This is a genomic window from Streptomyces sp. NBC_00078 (genome assembly GCF_026343335.1).
Classification (GTDB): Bacteria; Actinomycetota; Actinomycetes; order Streptomycetales; family Streptomycetaceae; genus Streptomyces.
Map to the genome: position 1 here is coordinate 5,202,111 of NZ_JAPELX010000001.1, position 14,378 is coordinate 5,216,488.

Below are 14,378 nucleotides of genomic sequence, written 5' to 3' on the forward strand. Positions count from 1 at the left end.
TCCGAAATCTCTTCTGGACAACGGGTTTCAGCGGATCGGGGTGCCGTCGCCGCGCAACTGCATCTGCGGCCGCCCGGTCACCAGCAGCCAGGCGGGCAGCGAGGCGAAGCACAACAGGGCGGTGATCGCCGGTGAGGACACCAGCACCGCTGCCGTGAACAGGCTCACCCATGCCTGGCGGGTGACGGCGAGGAGGGTGCCCAGTACGCCCGTGGCGACACCGAGGGCCGGGTGAACAGCCGGTAAGAGGGCGTGCGCGCCCAGGCCGAAGGCGACGCCGACGAAGACCGCCGGGAAGATCCGCCCGCCCCGGAAGCCGCAGGACGCCGCGACGAGCAGCGCGGCCAGTTTCACCACGGCCAGCAGGGCGAACCCGCCCGCCGACCAGCCGTCCGGATCACGCGCCAGCTCCGCGGCCTCGTCCAGCCCCTTGAAGAGCGTCAGAGGCCCGCCCAGGGCGCCCAGCAGCCCCAGGACGAGCCCGCCGGCCGGAAGCGCCACCATCGGGTGCCTGAGGCGCCGGAAGACGCCATGGACGTACGGGAAGGCGTAGACCGCGCACATGCCGAGCGCCGCCGCCGGCGGGGCGACCACCAGCGCGGCCAGCAGATCGCCCCAGCCGAGCCGGTCGAACGGCGGCAGGTGCAGGTCGAAGCTGGGCTCCGCCACCAGGGTGGTCGTCAGGGCGCCCGCCCCTGCGGCCACCAGCGGACCGAACACGTGGTCCCACAGCAGCCCCTTCAGCTGCCGCCCGGCCAGCGCCTCGGAGATGACCAGCGCCGCCGCCACCGGCGTCCCGAACAGCGCACCGATCGTCGCCGCCTCCGCCAGTGCCGCCCACACTCCGCCCGGCATCCGGCGCACCAGCCTGCTGCCCAGCCAGTAGGCCAGCGCCACGTTCACCGCGATGACCGGGTTCTCGGGGCCGAGGCTCGGCCCGCCCGCGAGCATCAGGGCGGTCGCCAGCAGCAGGCCGGGCAGCACAGCGGGCGGCAGGACGGGCGCGTTCAGCCCCATGGACGCCGGATCGGGCCCCGCGTGGCCGGGCACCTGCCACACCACCAGACCGACCAGCACACCGGTCGCGGTGAGCATGACGAGCATCCAGGGAACGGAGTACCGCCCCACCCCCAGGGCGTCCGGCAGGTTCCGCCACAGCACGTGCTGGAGCTGCTCGGCCGCGGCACTCACCCCGATGAGCAGCAGGCTCGCGCCCACGCCCACCACGAGAGCGGGCAGGATCAAGGGGAACAACGCGCGTGCCGGTGCCGCGGGGGCGGCGGGCGCCTGCTGCGCGTTGTCGTGAGCCACGGGCTCACCATAAGCGGACAAAATAGGCGCAACATCCGGAACGGATGCTCCGGAGACAGGACTTGCACCTCACGTCACGTGAGGCCCCACCGTGGAGTGCGTCACGAGAAGGGAGCGGACGAAGTGAGCTACTCCGTGGGACAGGTCGCGGGCTTCGCCGGCATCACGGTGCGCACGCTGCACCACTACGACGACATCGGCCTGCTCGCTCCGAGCGAGCGCAGCCACGCGGGCCACCGGCGCTACAGCGACGCCGACCTCGACCGGCTGCAGCAGATCCTGTTCTACCGCGAGCTCGGCTTCCCGCTCGACGAGGTCGCCGCCCTGCTCGACGACCCGGCCGCGGACCCGCGCGCGCACCTGCGCCGCCAGCACGAGCTGCTGACCGCCCGGATCGAGAAGCTGCAGAAGATGGCGGCGGCCGTGGAGCACGCCATGGAGGCACGCACGATGGGCATCAACCTGACACCCGAGGAGAGGTTCGAGGTCTTCGGCGACAAGGACCCCGAGCAGTACGCGGAGGAGGCGGAACAGCGCTGGGGCGGCACGGAGGCGTACGCCGAGTCACAGCGCCGCGCGGCCACCTACACCAAGGAGGACTGGAAGCGCCTGCAGGCCGAGGTCGACTCCTGGAGCGAGCGTTACGCCGCCCTGGTGGCCGCCGGTGAGCCGTCGGCCGGCGAGGCCGCGACGGACATGGCCGAGGAACACCGGCAGCACATCGGCAGGTGGTTCTACGAGTGCCCGTACGAGATGCACCGCTGCCTCGGCGGCATGTACGTCTCCGACGAGCGCTTCAAGGCGTTCTACGACGCCATGCACCCCGGACTCGCCGAGCACCTCAGGGACGCGATCGAGGCGAACGCGTCCCGCCGCACCGCGTAGCGTCCTGGCCCGGGCGTCCTACTCCCGGGCCAGGACCACCGCGGTCCCGTAAGCGCACACCTCGGTGCCCAGGTCCGCGGCCTCGGTCACGTCGAAGCGGAACATCAGCACCGCGTTCGCCCCGCGCGCGCGTGCCTGCTCGACGAGCCGCTCCATGGCCTGGTTGCGGGTCTGCACCAGTGTCTTGGTGAGCCCCTTGAGCTCACCGCCGATCATCGACTTCAGTCCCGCGCCGATCTGGCTCCCCAGATGCCGGGAGCGCACCGTCAGCCCGAAGACCTCGCCGAGGACCTCCTGAACCCGGTGTCCGGGTACGTCGTTCGTCGTCACGACCAGCACGTCGGGCTGAGGGCCCTGACCGCCGCCGTATTCATCGATGCCCATAACCCCACAGCTTTGTGCCAGTCGGCGCACAGTGCATCCTGGAGACACCCGTGGAACCTGGGGCGGACACACAGCGTTGATAGCTTTGGGCGCCCGTACAAGGACGCCGTACCTTCCTCCACCCCTTCAGGAGCCCGGAACCGTGACGACGCTTGCCCTCGGCCCGAGCTGGCTGGATCCGAACTACCTCCTGGACACGTTCGGCATCTGGGGTCTGCTCCTCATCGTCTTCGCGGAGTCGGGCCTGCTCATCGGCTTCTTCCTGCCGGGCGACTCGCTGCTGTTCACCACCGGCCTGCTGATCACGACCAATCAGCTGAAATTCCCGCTGTGGGCCGCCATCGCCCTGATCTGCGTCGCCGCGGTCCTCGGCGACCAGGCGGGCTACATGTTCGGCAAGAAGGTCGGCCCCTCGCTCTTCAACCGGCCCGACTCCCGCCTCTTCAAGCAGGAGAACGTGGTCAAGGCCCACGAGTTCTTCGAGAAGTACGGCCCCAAGTCCCTGGTCCTGGCCCGCTTCGTACCCGTCGTACGCACGTTCACGCCGATCATCGCCGGCGTCAGCGGCATGAAGTACCGCTCGTTCCTGACCTTCAACGTCATCGGCGGCGTCCTGTGGGGCGCCGGTGTCACTCTGCTCGGCTCCTGGCTCGGCAAGATCGACTTCGTCAACAAGAACATCGAGGCGATCCTCATCCTGATCGTCCTCATCTCGGTGATCCCGATCATCATCGAGTTTCTGCGCGCCCGCTCCAAGGCCAGGAAGGACCCCGGGGCACCTGCCCCGGCGGAGCACCGGCAGGCCCCCGTCATGGACGACGCGACGACCCAGTTGCGCCGCATTCCGCCGGCCGACGACCAGGGCTACCACCAGCAGTACCAGCAGCAGCCACAGCAGCAGCCGTACGACCCGAACCAGCACTACGCCCAGCAGTACCCGCAGCAGTCGTACCAGCAGGGCCAGTACGGCGAGCAGCAGGGCCAGTACGGCGACCAGCAGGGCCAGTACGGCGACCAGCAGAACCGGCACAACCAGCAGTACCCGTACAACCAGGGTTACTGAAAGCGCACCTCAAGGGGCGCGGGGCCGTGTCGACAGGCGGCTGCGCCGCGTAGTCGCTCAGAAACCCCGGGTCCGTTTCGCAGCCCGCCGCCCCGCCGCTGAAGCCCCGCCGGGAATCCGCAGGAACAGCCGCGAGATCTCCGACCCGAGGTTGACCCCGATGGCGATGGCCATGGCGAGGGACGCGGCCGTGGCCAAGGAGACCAACCCCTTGTCGACCTCGTTCTGAGCGATCGACAACAGGCCGAAGTAGGTGGCGGAACCCGGCAGCAGGGGCCCGATCGCCGCGGTCGTGAACGGCAGCGCGGAGGCGAACCGGTACCGCGACAGCAGCTGCCCGAACAGACCGACCAGCCCCGCCGCCACCGCCGTGGAGGCGACCGGCGAGATCTCGCCGGTGTAGTGCAGCGCGCCGTACACCGACCAGGCGACGCCACCGTTCAACGTCACCCACAGCACGGTGGACCGTTCCTGCTGCAGCAGCACGGCGAACGTCAGCGACAGAAGCATCGACGCGCCGATCTGCCAACCCGGCCGCGGGTCGATGCTCAGGGCCACGTCGGGGTTGAGCTTGGCCCCCAGGTTCACCCCGAAGTACAGGACCACGAGCACACCGACGACGATGCCGACGAAGAGGTACATGACCTCCAGCAGCCGCGCCGACGCGGTGATGTAGAACCCGGTCAGCCCGTCCTGCACACCCGCCACCAGAGCCCGCCCCGGCAGCAGCGCGAACAGCCCACCGGTGATGACGGCGGACGCCTTGACGTCGGCGTGGGCGACGGTCAGCGCGACCCCGATGGCCGCGGGCGGCATCGCGGCGACCGTGAACTGGTAGAACTCCGGCAGCCCGCGCCCGGCGCACAGCCAGGCCAGCCGGTCGCCGAGCATCGCGCCCAGCATGGCCGCGAGGAACACGCTCACGTCGCCGCCGACCAGCACGGAGGCGGCGCCCGCGAGCAGCCCGCCCGCTCCGGTCAGCACCCAGCCGGGATAGGGATGCCGGTTGCGGCGGATCTCCGCGAGCCGCCGGTAGGCCTCCTCCAGCGAGAGGTGGTTGTCCGCGTCACTGAGGTCGTCCACCAGATGGAACACGGCCGCCAGCCGGGTGTAGTCGGTGGCCCGGCGCCGCACCGTCCGGGACGCCGTCACCGGGTCGTCCACCAGGGACGGCTGGTACGAGATCGCCAGCAGCGTGAAGGTGACGTTCGGCTCACAGCGGTCAAGCCCGTAGGACCGGCACACCGCGAACATCGCGGCCTCCACGTCCTCGGCGCCCTCACCGCCGGCCAGCAGCAACTCGCCGATACGCAGGGTCAGGTCGAGCACGCGCGGGACGGCCGGACCGCCCTCCTCCGCCTTCGGCCCCGGCTCCGGCGCCGGCCGGTCGGCCACCGGCATCCGCAGCATCGTGCGCATCCGGTCCTGCCAGGGCACGTCCTTGGTGAGGCTGACCATCGGAATGCCGGACGCCGGCGTGAACGCGGCCGGGGCGAGCGTGGAGCTGTAGGTGTTCGGCGTACTGAACGCCGAGCCCTCGGCATCGGCCGCCGGCGACTGCGGGACGTCCAGCCCGTCGGGGACGGCGAACTCGGACGTGGTCTCCGGTTCGGCGACGACCCTGGGCGCGGCGAAGCCTGCGGGAATGGCGAACTCGGATGTGATCTCGGGGTCGAACGGGCCTCTTGCCTCGTCCGACTGCGGCTTGCGGTCCTCCGCCTCCGTCACTTGAGTAACGCTCCCTGTACGACGCGTGCAGCAAGGCCCAGTATGCGCACAGAAACGCGAACGGGCCGCACGCGTGCGCGTACGGCCCGTTGCACGACTCAGGGCTCAGTGGCCGCCCGACTCCTTGAACCGCTTGTAGGAGCGCTCGATCTCGATCTCGGCGTCCGTACGGCCCACCCAGTTGGCGCCCTCGACGGACTTGCCGGGCTCCAGGTCCTTGTAGACCTCGAAGAAGTGCTGGATCTCCAGGCGGTCGAACTCCGACACGTGGTGGATGTCACGCAGGTGCTCCTGGCGCGGGTCCGTCGCCGGCACGCACAGCAGCTTGTCGTCGCCGCCGGCCTCGTCCGTCATCCGGAACATGCCGATCGCGCGGCACTTGATCAGGCAGCCGGGGAACGTCGGCTCATCCAGGATGACCAGCGCGTCCAGCGGGTCACCGTCCTCGCCGAGGGTGTTCTCGACGAAGCCGTAGTCGGTCGGGTAGGCGGTCGAGGTGAAGAGTCGACGGTCCAGGCGGATCCGACCGGTCTCGTGGTCCACCTCGTACTTGTTCCGCGAACCCTTCGGGATCTCGATCGTGACGTCGAACTCCACCGGTGGCTCCTCCATGATCAACACATAGTTCTGGTGGTTAAGTGTCCCTCACGCAGGTGTGTGATCGCGAAAGGGGCTGGTGGTCGTGCCTGAGCTGAGGCCTTGGCGGGCCGCGAGACCGCATGTGGCGCGGGCGGCTGACGCCGTCCGACCGCATCTGGCACGGGCCGCCGGGACCGTACGCCCGCAGCTCGAACGAGCCGCGAACGCCGTGCGACCGGGCCTCGAACGGGCCGCGGCCGCGGCGAAACCGCAGCTCGCGCGGGTGCGGCCCGCACGGAAGCGGCTCAGCCGGAAGTCCGTGGGGACGTGGCAGTACACCGCGGGCGCCGCCACCGCCGGTGTGGCGCTGGCCGTCACCGTGGCGACCGCCGTCGGCCCCTGGGACTCCACCGGTCAGCGTACGGCCGAGGCGGACCGCGCAGTCGCCCTGGAACGAACGGGTGGCGCAGATCACGGCCGTAATTCCGATACGTCTGATTCATCCGGTACGGCGGCCGGGACGCCCCGGCCCGCACCCAGTGCCGCCTCCGTCCTGACCGGCCTGGGTGGCGCCGCGAACACCGTCAAGTCGGCCCCGACCGGGCGGGCCCTCTCCGCCGTCCTGGGGCCCCTGCTGCGGAACGAGGCGCTCGGCACCCACCACACCGGCGCCGTCGTCGACATCGCCAGCGGCAAGCGCCTCTACGGCACCGGCGCCGACGACGCCCTGACCCCCGCTTCCACCACCAAGATCGCCACTGCGGTCGCCGCCCTCTCGGCGATGGGCGCCGACCACCGCCTGACCACCCGAGCGGACCTGGAGCCCGACACCGGGGAACTCATCCTGGTCGGCGGCGGCGACCCGACGCTGACGGCCCGCAAGACCGGCGGGGACACCTCCCATCCGGGCGCAGCCGGCAGCGGAGAGGGCTGGGCAAGCCTGCGGGACCTGGCCGACAGGACGGCGAAGGCGCTGAAGAAGCGCGATGTGCGGTCGGTGACGCTCTCCTACGACACCACTTTGTTCGCGGGTCCCGCGCTCCACCCCATCGGCGTCGACGGCAATCTCGCGCCCGTCGGGGCCCTGATGGCCGACGAGGGCCGCATCAACGACTCGACGAGCGGCCCCGCCAAGCGCGTGACGGATCCGGCGGCGGACGCTGCCCGGAAGTTCGCCACGTTCCTCGGGGAGCGCGGCATCACGACCACGTCCCCCGGCCCGTCCAAGGCGACGACCCGGGCCGAGAACCTCGCCACCGTCACCTCGCCCCCGCTCTCGGCCGTGGTCGAGCGCATGCTGACCAACAGCGACAACGACATCGCGGAGGCCCTGGCCCGCCAGACGGCCGTCGCGACGGGGAAGCCCGCGAGCTTCGCCGGCGGCGCGTCCGCGATCGCCGGCGCTCTGAAGAGGCTCGAACTCCCCCTCAAGGGCGCCGAGTTCCACGACGGCAGCGGCCTCGACAGGGACGACAGACTGACGGCCGACCTGCTCACGGCCTTGCTGGTGAAGGCCGGCGATCCCTCGCACCCCGAACTCCGGCCGGTCCTGACGGGCCTTCCGGTGGCCGGCTTCACCGGCACCCTGACCACCCGCTACGCCGACGGCGCGGCAGGAGTCGTACGGGCGAAGACGGGCACCCTGACGGGCGTGAACACGCTGGCGGGAACGGTGGTCGACCAGGACGGCCGCCTGCTGGCGTTCGCCTTCCTGGCGACGGACACGACCCGTCCTGTGGAGGCCCAGTCCGCGTTGGACAGAACGGCCACCGCTCTGGCGGCGTGCGGCTGCGGGTGACCGGCGCGGGAAGTCGCCCTGCCGACCGGCGCAGGGTGCAGTCGACCGCCGCGGCCTGCCCCAAGTGGGAACGCTCACGTACCGTTGACGCATGACGAGCATCGGTGGTGCCGAGATGGTCGACTGGAATCTCGCGGTCGCGACCGCGACCCGGCTCGTGCGGCCGGGCCCCGACGTGAGCCGCGACGAGGCCCGGGCCGTCGTCGCGGAACTGCGCAGGCATGCCAAGTCCGCGGAGGGACACGTCCGGGGCTTCACCCGTATGGGCACGGAGGAGACCCACGACACCCCGGTCCTCGTCGTCGACCGCGCCGGCTGGGTCCGGGCGAACGTCGCAGGCTTCCGGGAAATCCTCAAGCCCCTCCTCGACAAGATGCAGGAACGGCGCGGCAACACCCCCGGCGGCGCGGTCCTCGGCGCCGTCGGCGGCAAGGTCACCGGCGTCGAACTGGGCATGCTGCTGTCGTTTCTGGCCTCCCGGGTCCTCGGCCAGTACGAGACCTTCGCTCCCGCCACCCGCGAACTGCCCGCCGGGGAGAGCGGCGGCGGCCGACTGCTCCTCGTCGCCCCGAACATCGTGCACGTGGAGCGCGAACTCGACGTACAGCCCCACGACTTCCGCCTGTGGGTCTGCCTGCACGAGGAGACGCACCGCACGCAGTTCAGCGCGGTGCCCTGGCTGCGCGACCACCTGGAGGGCGAAATCCAGTCTTTCTTGGGGGAGACCGACGTCGACCCCATGACCGTCCTGGAGCGCATCCGCGAGGCCGCCCAGTCCCTCGCAGGCGGACGCCCCGAGGCCGAGGAGGACGACGGCGGGCGCTCCTTCGTGGAGATCGTGCAGACCCCGGCGCAGCGGGAGATCCTCGGACGCCTCACCGCCGTGATGTCACTCCTGGAGGGCCACGCCGACTTCGTGATGGACGGGGTCGGTCCGGACGTCGTGCCGAGCGTCGCCGAGATCCGCGAGAAGTTCCAGCAGCGCCGGGCGAAGGGTGCCTCGCGACTGGACACGGCCCTGCGCAAGCTGCTGGGTCTGGATGCCAAGCTCAGGCAGTACCGCGACGGCGAGCGTTTCGTACGGGCGGTGGTGGACGAGGTGGGCATGGACGGCTTCAACCGCGTGTGGACGTCCCCGAACACCCTCCCGACCAAGTCGGAGATCGCCAAACCGGCGGACTGGGTCGCGCGGGTGCACCGCAAGCCCGAGTCGTGAACGCCGTAGGCGGGTCGTGAACGCGGTAGGAAGGTCGTGAAACGAATCCGGCCGACGGCAGGCGAACGCCCCTCAGATCACCCGTCCGAGGGACCGTGAGCGAAGGGTAGGCGTGCGATGCTCAGGGAACGCCCCGGTTCTGTCACCATCTACACACTCTGAGTGACCGACGCCGGGCTCACCCCCCGACAACTTCATGAAGGGAACCGGACATGGGTCCCCATCCTGCGGTCGCGGCGATACGCCTGGCGGTCCGCCACGTCCTCCACGACCTCCTCAACGACCAACAGACGACCCCCCGGGCCCCCGGGATCGTCGAGCAGACCCCGCACGAGCGCCGGCCGTCGCCGCTCGTGCTCGTGGCGTGCTCCGGCGGCGCCGACTCCATGGCCCTCGCCTCCGCCCTCGCGTTCGAGGCACCCAAGCTCGGCATCCGCGCCGGCGGCGTCACCGTCGACCACGGCCTGCAGCCCGGCTCCGATCTGCGAGCCGAGGAAGTCGGACTGCGGCTGCGTCAACTCGGCCTCGACCCGGTCGACTCCGTCGCCGTGACCGTCGGCCGCGAAGGGGGACCCGAAGCCGCCGCGCGCGACGCCCGGTACGCCGCCCTCGACGCCGCGGCCCTGCGCCACGGCGCCGCCGCCGTCCTGCTCGGCCACACCCGCGACGACCAGGCCGAGACCGTCCTGCTCGGCCTCGCCCGCGGCTCCGGCATCCGCTCACTGTCCGGAATGGCCGCGGTCTCGGGGGCCGACGGCCGTTACCGGCGCCCCTTCCTCCAGCTCGACCGGCAGACCGCCCGCAAGGCCTGCATGGTCCAGTCGCTCCCCGTCTGGGACGACCCCCACAACGCGGATCCCGCGTACACCCGCTCCCGGCTGCGCCACGAAGGTCTGCCCGCCCTGGAGAAGGCCCTCGGCAAGGGCGTCGTGGAGGCTCTCGCCCGCACCGCCCAGCTCTCCCGCGACGACGCCGACGCCCTCGACGCATGGGCCGGCCAGGCCGATGCCGCTGTGCGCGACGCCACAGGACTGCTGGAGTGCGCCAAGCTCTTCGCCCTGCCGCCCGCCGTGCGCCGTCGCATCCTGCGCAGAGCCGCCATCCAGGCCGGGGCGCCCGCCGGTTCGCTGTTCGCGCGTCACATCGAGGAAGTCGACCGGCTGATCACCGGCTGGCGCGGCCAGGGAGCCATCAATCTCCCGGGCAAAGTCGTCGCGCAGCGCCAGGGTGGCAGACTGGTGATTCGGCAAGGCTGAAACCTTGCCCCCCTTTGGGGGGTGCTGGGCGGCCGGTGGGACGACCGAAAGTGATGCGGGTGGACGCGAAAGACATGGGCACCGACCTCAAAGAGGTGCTCATCACCAAGGAAGAGATCGACGCGAAGCTGGTAGAGCTGGCCGCGAAGATCGACGCGGAGTACGCGGGCAAGGATCTGCTCATCGTCGGTGTGCTCAAGGGCGCGGTGATGGTCATGGCCGACCTCGCCCGGGCGCTGTCCACCCCCGTCACCATGGACTGGATGGCCGTGTCCTCGTACGGTGCGGGCACCCAGTCCTCCGGTGTGGTGCGGATCCTCAAGGACCTCGACACCGACATCAAGGGCAAGCACGTCCTGATCGTCGAGGACATCATCGACTCCGGTCTGACGTTGTCCTGGCTGCTGTCGAACCTCGGCTCCCGCGAGCCGGAGTCGCTCAAGGTGTGCACGCTGCTGCGCAAGCCGGACGCCGCCAAGGTCGCGATCGAGGTGGAGTGGGTCGGCTTCGACATCCCGAACGAGTTCGTCGTGGGTTACGGCCTCGACTACGCCGAGAAGTACCGCAACCTCCCGTTCGTCGGTACGCTCGCGCCCCACGTCTACGGCGGCTGAGCCGGCAGAGCTGTCTTTGTAGGACGATCGGGAACCCCAGCGGGTTTCCCGCCGTTGGAGCATGCAGACGGGTTTGGCAGCCGTCCCGTGCGGCTGCGGGCCACAATGCTGGGGTACCGTCAGAAGAACTGTCTTATCAAACTCACTATGGCAGGAGGGACGGGGCGACACCGCTCCGTATGGATGGACGTGAAGCGATACTTCCGTGGGCCGGTCATGTGGATCGTGCTGGCCGTCCTTGCCGTGGTCGTGTTGATGCAGGTCGTCGGCTCGTCCGGCGGCTACAAGACGGTGGACACCGGCCAGGTCGTGGCAGCGATCAATGACAACAAGGTCGAATCAGCCAAGCTGACCACCGGCGACGAGCAGACCGTCAAGGCGCAGCTCAAAGACGGCGTAAAGATCGAGGGCAGCTCGAAGATCCAGGCGAGCTACATCGGCGATCAGGGCGTGACCATCGCCAACACGCTGCAGAACAAATACCAGGACAAGCAGATCCCGGACGGCTACACCGTTTCGCCGTCCAAGCAGAACCCCTTCCTGGGCATCCTGCTCTCCCTGCTCCCCTTCGTCCTCATCGTGGTCGTCTTCCTGTTCCTGATGAATCAGATGCAGGGCGGCGGCTCCCGGGTCATGAACTTCGGCAAGTCGAAGGCCAAGCTCATCACCAAGGACACTCCCAAGACGACGTTCTCGGACGTCGCGGGTTGTGACGAGGCTGTCGAGGAGCTCCACGAGATCAAGGAGTTCCTGCAGGAACCGGCGAAGTTCCAGGCCGTCGGTGCCAAGATCCCCAAGGGCGTGCTCCTCTACGGCCGTCCCGGCACCGGCAAGACGCTGCTCGCGCGTGCCGTGGCCGGCGAGGCCGGGGTGCCCTTCTACTCGATCTCCGGTTCCGACTTCGTCGAGATGTTCGTCGGTGTCGGTGCCTCCCGGGTCCGTGACCTGTTCGAGCAGGCCAAGGCGAACGCTCCGGCGATCGTCTTCGTCGACGAGATCGACGCGGTCGGCCGCCATCGCGGCGCCGGCCTCGGCGGTGGTCACGACGAGCGCGAGCAGACGCTGAACCAGTTGCTCGTCGAGATGGACGGCTTCGACGTCAAGGGCGGTGTGATTCTCATCGCCGCCACGAACCGCCCGGACATCCTCGACCCGGCGCTGCTGCGTCCCGGACGCTTCGACCGCCAGATCGCGGTCGACCCGCCGGACCTGCAGGGGCGCCTGGAGATCCTGAAGGTTCACCAGAAGGGCAAGCCGGTCGCTCCGGACGTCGACCTCGCGGCCGTCGCCCGTCGTACCCCCGGCTTCACCGGCGCGGACCTGAGCAACGTCCTCAACGAGGCAGCGCTGCTGACGGCCCGCAGTGACCTGAAGCTGATCGACAACTCCATGCTGGACGAGGCGATCGACCGCGTGGTGGCGGGCCCGCAGAAGCGGACCCGGATCATGTCGGACAAGGAGAAGAAGATCACCGCGTACCACGAGGGCGGTCACGCCCTGGTCGCGGCGGCTTCCCCCAACTCCGACCCGGTCCACAAGATCACGATCCTGTCGCGCGGGCGGGCCCTCGGTTACACGATGGTCCTGCCGGACGAGGACAAGTACTCCACGACCCGTAACGAGATGCTGGACCAGCTGGCCTACATGCTGGGCGGCCGTGCGGCCGAGGAGCTCGTCTTCCACGACCCGACGACGGGCGCTGCGAACGACATCGAGAAGGCCACGACCACGGCCCGCGCGATGGTCACGCAGTACGGCATGACCGAGCGTCTCGGTGCCATCAAGTTCGGTGGCGACAACAGCGAGCCGTTCCTGGGCCGGGAGATGTCGCACCCGCGTGACTACTCGGAAGAGGTCGCCGCGCTGGTCGATGAAGAGGTCAAGAAGCTCATCGAGACGGCGCACAACGAGGCCTGGGAGATCCTGGTCGAGAACCGCGACGTCCTCGACCAGCTGGTCCTCCAGTTGCTGGAGAAGGAGACGCTGAACAAGGAGCAGATCGCCGAGGTCTTCGCTCCCATCGTCAAGCGTCCCCCGCGGCCCGCCTGGACCGGTTCCTCCCGCCGCACGCCGTCCACCCGTCCGCCGGTGCTCTCCCCGAAGGAGCTCGCACTGACGAACGGCGCCAACGGCGCGACCCCGGCGATCACCACCGCCAAGGCCACCGCTGCGGAGTCCGCTCCGGTGACCGAGTCGGCCCCGGAGGAGCGTCCGGAGAGCTGACCACCGCTCTCCGGGCCCGCCTCGTCAGGCCCGGAATGACTGCCGCGCCCCCCAGGTTCTAGCCTGGGGGGCGCGGCATTTCCGTATGTCCGCAGATGAGGCGCGTGGCCCACACGTGTGACCCGCACAGGAACGAGGCACCACATGACCGACCCCGTGACGCTCGACGGCGAGGGTTCGATCGGCGAGTTCGACGAGAAGCGCGTCGAGAACGCCGTGCGCGAACTGCTGATCGCGGTCGGCGAGGACCCCCACCGGGAGGGACTGAGGGAGACGCCCGCGCGGGTGGCGCGGGCCTATCGGGAGATCTTCGCGGGACTGTGGCAGAAGCCCGAGGACGTGCTGACGACGACGTTCGACCTGGGGCACGACGAGATGGTGCTCGTGAAGGACATCGAGGTCCTGAGTTCCTGTGAGCATCATCTGGTGCCGTTCGTCGGCGTAGCCCACGTCGGTTACATCCCGTCCGTCGACGGCAAGATCACGGGACTGTCGAAGCTGGCCCGGCTCGTGGATGTGTTCGCCCGTCGGCCTCAGGTGCAGGAACGTCTCACCACGCAGATCGCCGATTCCCTGATGGAGATTCTGGAGCCGCGTGGCGTGATCGTCGTCGTCGAGTGCGAGCACATGTGCATGTCGATGCGGGGTGTCCGCAAGCCCGGGGCCAAGACCATAACGTCGGCGGTGCGCGGCCAGCTGCGTGATCCGGCCACCCGCAACGAGGCGATGAGCCTGATCATGGCGCGCTGACGCCGGGCGGACGAGCGGGGCGGCGGGAACCGGTGGGGCAGCGGCCTCAGGCCGTCGTCGTCGCCCCGTTGTTGTTCTCGTCGTCGTCCGGGAGCCGGCACACGCGCTCCAGGAAGATGGCCGCCACTATGACCGCGATGCCCGCCACGACCGAGAAACCGGCGTAGATGGCCTGATCGCGGCGGGCGGGGATGTCGAGGAGTTCCAGGAGGAGGACGCCCGTGCCGCCGTACATACCGGCGACGAGGGCGGCCACCAGGGCGCTTGCCTGGCCGAAGACGACCGCGCGGGCCGCCATCATGGGGTCGACGCCCTTGGCCTCGGGGCGGCGCTCGCGCTGGGCCTTGAGGCGGGCCCGCAGCGAGAACGCGGTGGCCAGCAGGACCACCGCGATCAGGGCGAGGACGATGGGGGCGGCCAGGGGGACGCTGGGCAGGGTCCCGATCGAGTTCCAGAGGCGTGCCCCCGCCCAGGACAGGATTCCGGCCACGATGAACACGCCTGCCAGCACCCTGATGCGCAGCTCTCTCACGGTGTCCCTTCAGCTCCCCCAGGTCCTGCGGACCGTCCC

At 69.8% G+C, this 14,378-nt stretch carries 13 protein-coding genes; 8 read left to right on the forward strand and 5 right to left on the reverse strand.

Annotated features, from left to right (window positions below; all coding sequences use genetic code 11):
- Positions 1 to 27 precede the first annotated feature (27 nt).
- Entirely contained in the window at positions 28 to 1,311 is a 1,284-nt protein-coding gene (locus tag OOK07_RS24315) for an ion channel protein (RefSeq protein WP_266798465.1), read from the reverse strand.
- A gap of 123 nt (positions 1,312 to 1,434) precedes the next feature.
- On the opposite strand from OOK07_RS24315, the gene OOK07_RS24320 reads away from it, so the two are divergent.
- A complete protein-coding gene (locus tag OOK07_RS24320; protein ID WP_266798467.1) occupies positions 1,435 to 2,196 on the forward strand; it encodes a MerR family transcriptional regulator in 762 nt (253 codons plus the stop codon).
- A gap of 18 nt (positions 2,197 to 2,214) precedes the next feature.
- Here OOK07_RS24320 and OOK07_RS24325 read toward each other — a convergent pair whose 3' ends face one another.
- On the reverse strand, positions 2,215 to 2,580 hold the full coding sequence (locus OOK07_RS24325; protein ID WP_266518943.1) for a YbjQ family protein: 366 nt from the start codon (positions 2,578 to 2,580) through the stop codon (positions 2,215 to 2,217).
- A gap of 142 nt (positions 2,581 to 2,722) precedes the next feature.
- On the opposite strand from OOK07_RS24325, the gene OOK07_RS24330 reads away from it, so the two are divergent.
- Positions 2,723 to 3,643: a DedA family protein gene (locus OOK07_RS24330; protein ID WP_266798469.1), complete on the forward strand. Its 921-nt coding sequence runs from the start codon at positions 2,723 to 2,725 to the stop codon at positions 3,641 to 3,643.
- Positions 3,644 to 3,700: 57 nt separating this feature from the next.
- Here the strand turns inward: OOK07_RS24330 and OOK07_RS24335 are convergent, their stop codons facing one another.
- Entirely contained in the window at positions 3,701 to 5,371 is a 1,671-nt protein-coding gene (locus tag OOK07_RS24335) for a threonine/serine exporter family protein (RefSeq protein ID WP_266798471.1), read from the reverse strand.
- Positions 5,372 to 5,476: 105 nt separating this feature from the next.
- Positions 5,477 to 5,968, reverse strand: a complete 492-nt coding sequence (locus tag OOK07_RS24340; protein WP_266682881.1) for an inorganic diphosphatase — start codon at positions 5,966 to 5,968, stop codon at positions 5,477 to 5,479.
- A gap of 124 nt (positions 5,969 to 6,092) precedes the next feature.
- On the opposite strand from OOK07_RS24340, the gene dacB reads away from it, so the two are divergent.
- From dacB to folE, 6 genes are all read left to right on the forward strand, one after another.
- The gene (gene dacB / locus OOK07_RS24345) at positions 6,093 to 7,748 is read left to right on the forward strand and encodes a D-alanyl-D-alanine carboxypeptidase/D-alanyl-D-alanine endopeptidase (RefSeq protein WP_406313353.1); all 1,656 of its coding nucleotides are present in this window, start codon (positions 6,093 to 6,095) and stop codon (positions 7,746 to 7,748) included.
- A 91-nt stretch (positions 7,749 to 7,839) separates the two neighbouring features.
- Entirely contained in the window at positions 7,840 to 8,964 is a 1,125-nt protein-coding gene (locus tag OOK07_RS24350; RefSeq protein ID WP_266682883.1) for an Rv3626c family coenzyme F420 biosynthesis-associated protein, read from the forward strand.
- Positions 8,965 to 9,176: 212 nt separating this feature from the next.
- Positions 9,177 to 10,220: a tRNA lysidine(34) synthetase TilS gene (gene tilS / locus OOK07_RS24355; protein ID WP_266682884.1), complete on the forward strand. Its 1,044-nt coding sequence runs from the start codon at positions 9,177 to 9,179 to the stop codon at positions 10,218 to 10,220.
- Positions 10,221 to 10,273: 53 nt separating this feature from the next.
- Positions 10,274 to 10,834, forward strand: coding sequence for a hypoxanthine phosphoribosyltransferase (hpt, locus tag OOK07_RS24360; RefSeq protein WP_266802016.1), 561 nt, complete (start codon positions 10,274 to 10,276; stop codon positions 10,832 to 10,834).
- 183 nt (positions 10,835 to 11,017) lie between these two features.
- The gene (gene ftsH / locus OOK07_RS24365; protein ID WP_266682885.1) at positions 11,018 to 13,057 is read left to right on the forward strand and encodes an ATP-dependent zinc metalloprotease FtsH; all 2,040 of its coding nucleotides are present in this window, start codon (positions 11,018 to 11,020) and stop codon (positions 13,055 to 13,057) included.
- Between the two features lie 144 nt (positions 13,058 to 13,201).
- The gene (gene folE, locus OOK07_RS24370) at positions 13,202 to 13,807 is read left to right on the forward strand and encodes a GTP cyclohydrolase I FolE (RefSeq protein ID WP_266682886.1); all 606 of its coding nucleotides are present in this window, start codon (positions 13,202 to 13,204) and stop codon (positions 13,805 to 13,807) included.
- Between the two features lie 46 nt (positions 13,808 to 13,853).
- Here the strand turns inward: folE and OOK07_RS24375 are convergent, their stop codons facing one another.
- A complete protein-coding gene (locus OOK07_RS24375; protein WP_266682887.1) occupies positions 13,854 to 14,339 on the reverse strand; it encodes a DUF3180 domain-containing protein in 486 nt (161 codons plus the stop codon).
- Between the last annotated feature and the right edge of the window lie 39 nt (positions 14,340 to 14,378).

Coding starts and splice junctions, on each gene's coding strand:
- OOK07_RS24325 (WP_266518943.1), bottom strand. CDS start 2,580: ATGGGCATCGATGAATACGGCGGCGGTCAGGGCCCTCAGCCCGACGTG.
- OOK07_RS24350 (WP_266682883.1), top strand. CDS start 7,840: ATGACGAGCATCGGTGGTGCCGAGATGGTCGACTGGAATCTCGCGGTC.
- tilS (WP_266682884.1), top strand. CDS start 9,177: ATGGGTCCCCATCCTGCGGTCGCGGCGATACGCCTGGCGGTCCGCCAC.
- hpt (WP_266802016.1), top strand. CDS start 10,274: ATGCGGGTGGACGCGAAAGACATGGGCACCGACCTCAAAGAGGTGCTC.
- ftsH (WP_266682885.1), top strand. CDS start 11,018: ATGGACGTGAAGCGATACTTCCGTGGGCCGGTCATGTGGATCGTGCTG.
- folE (WP_266682886.1), top strand. CDS start 13,202: ATGACCGACCCCGTGACGCTCGACGGCGAGGGTTCGATCGGCGAGTTC.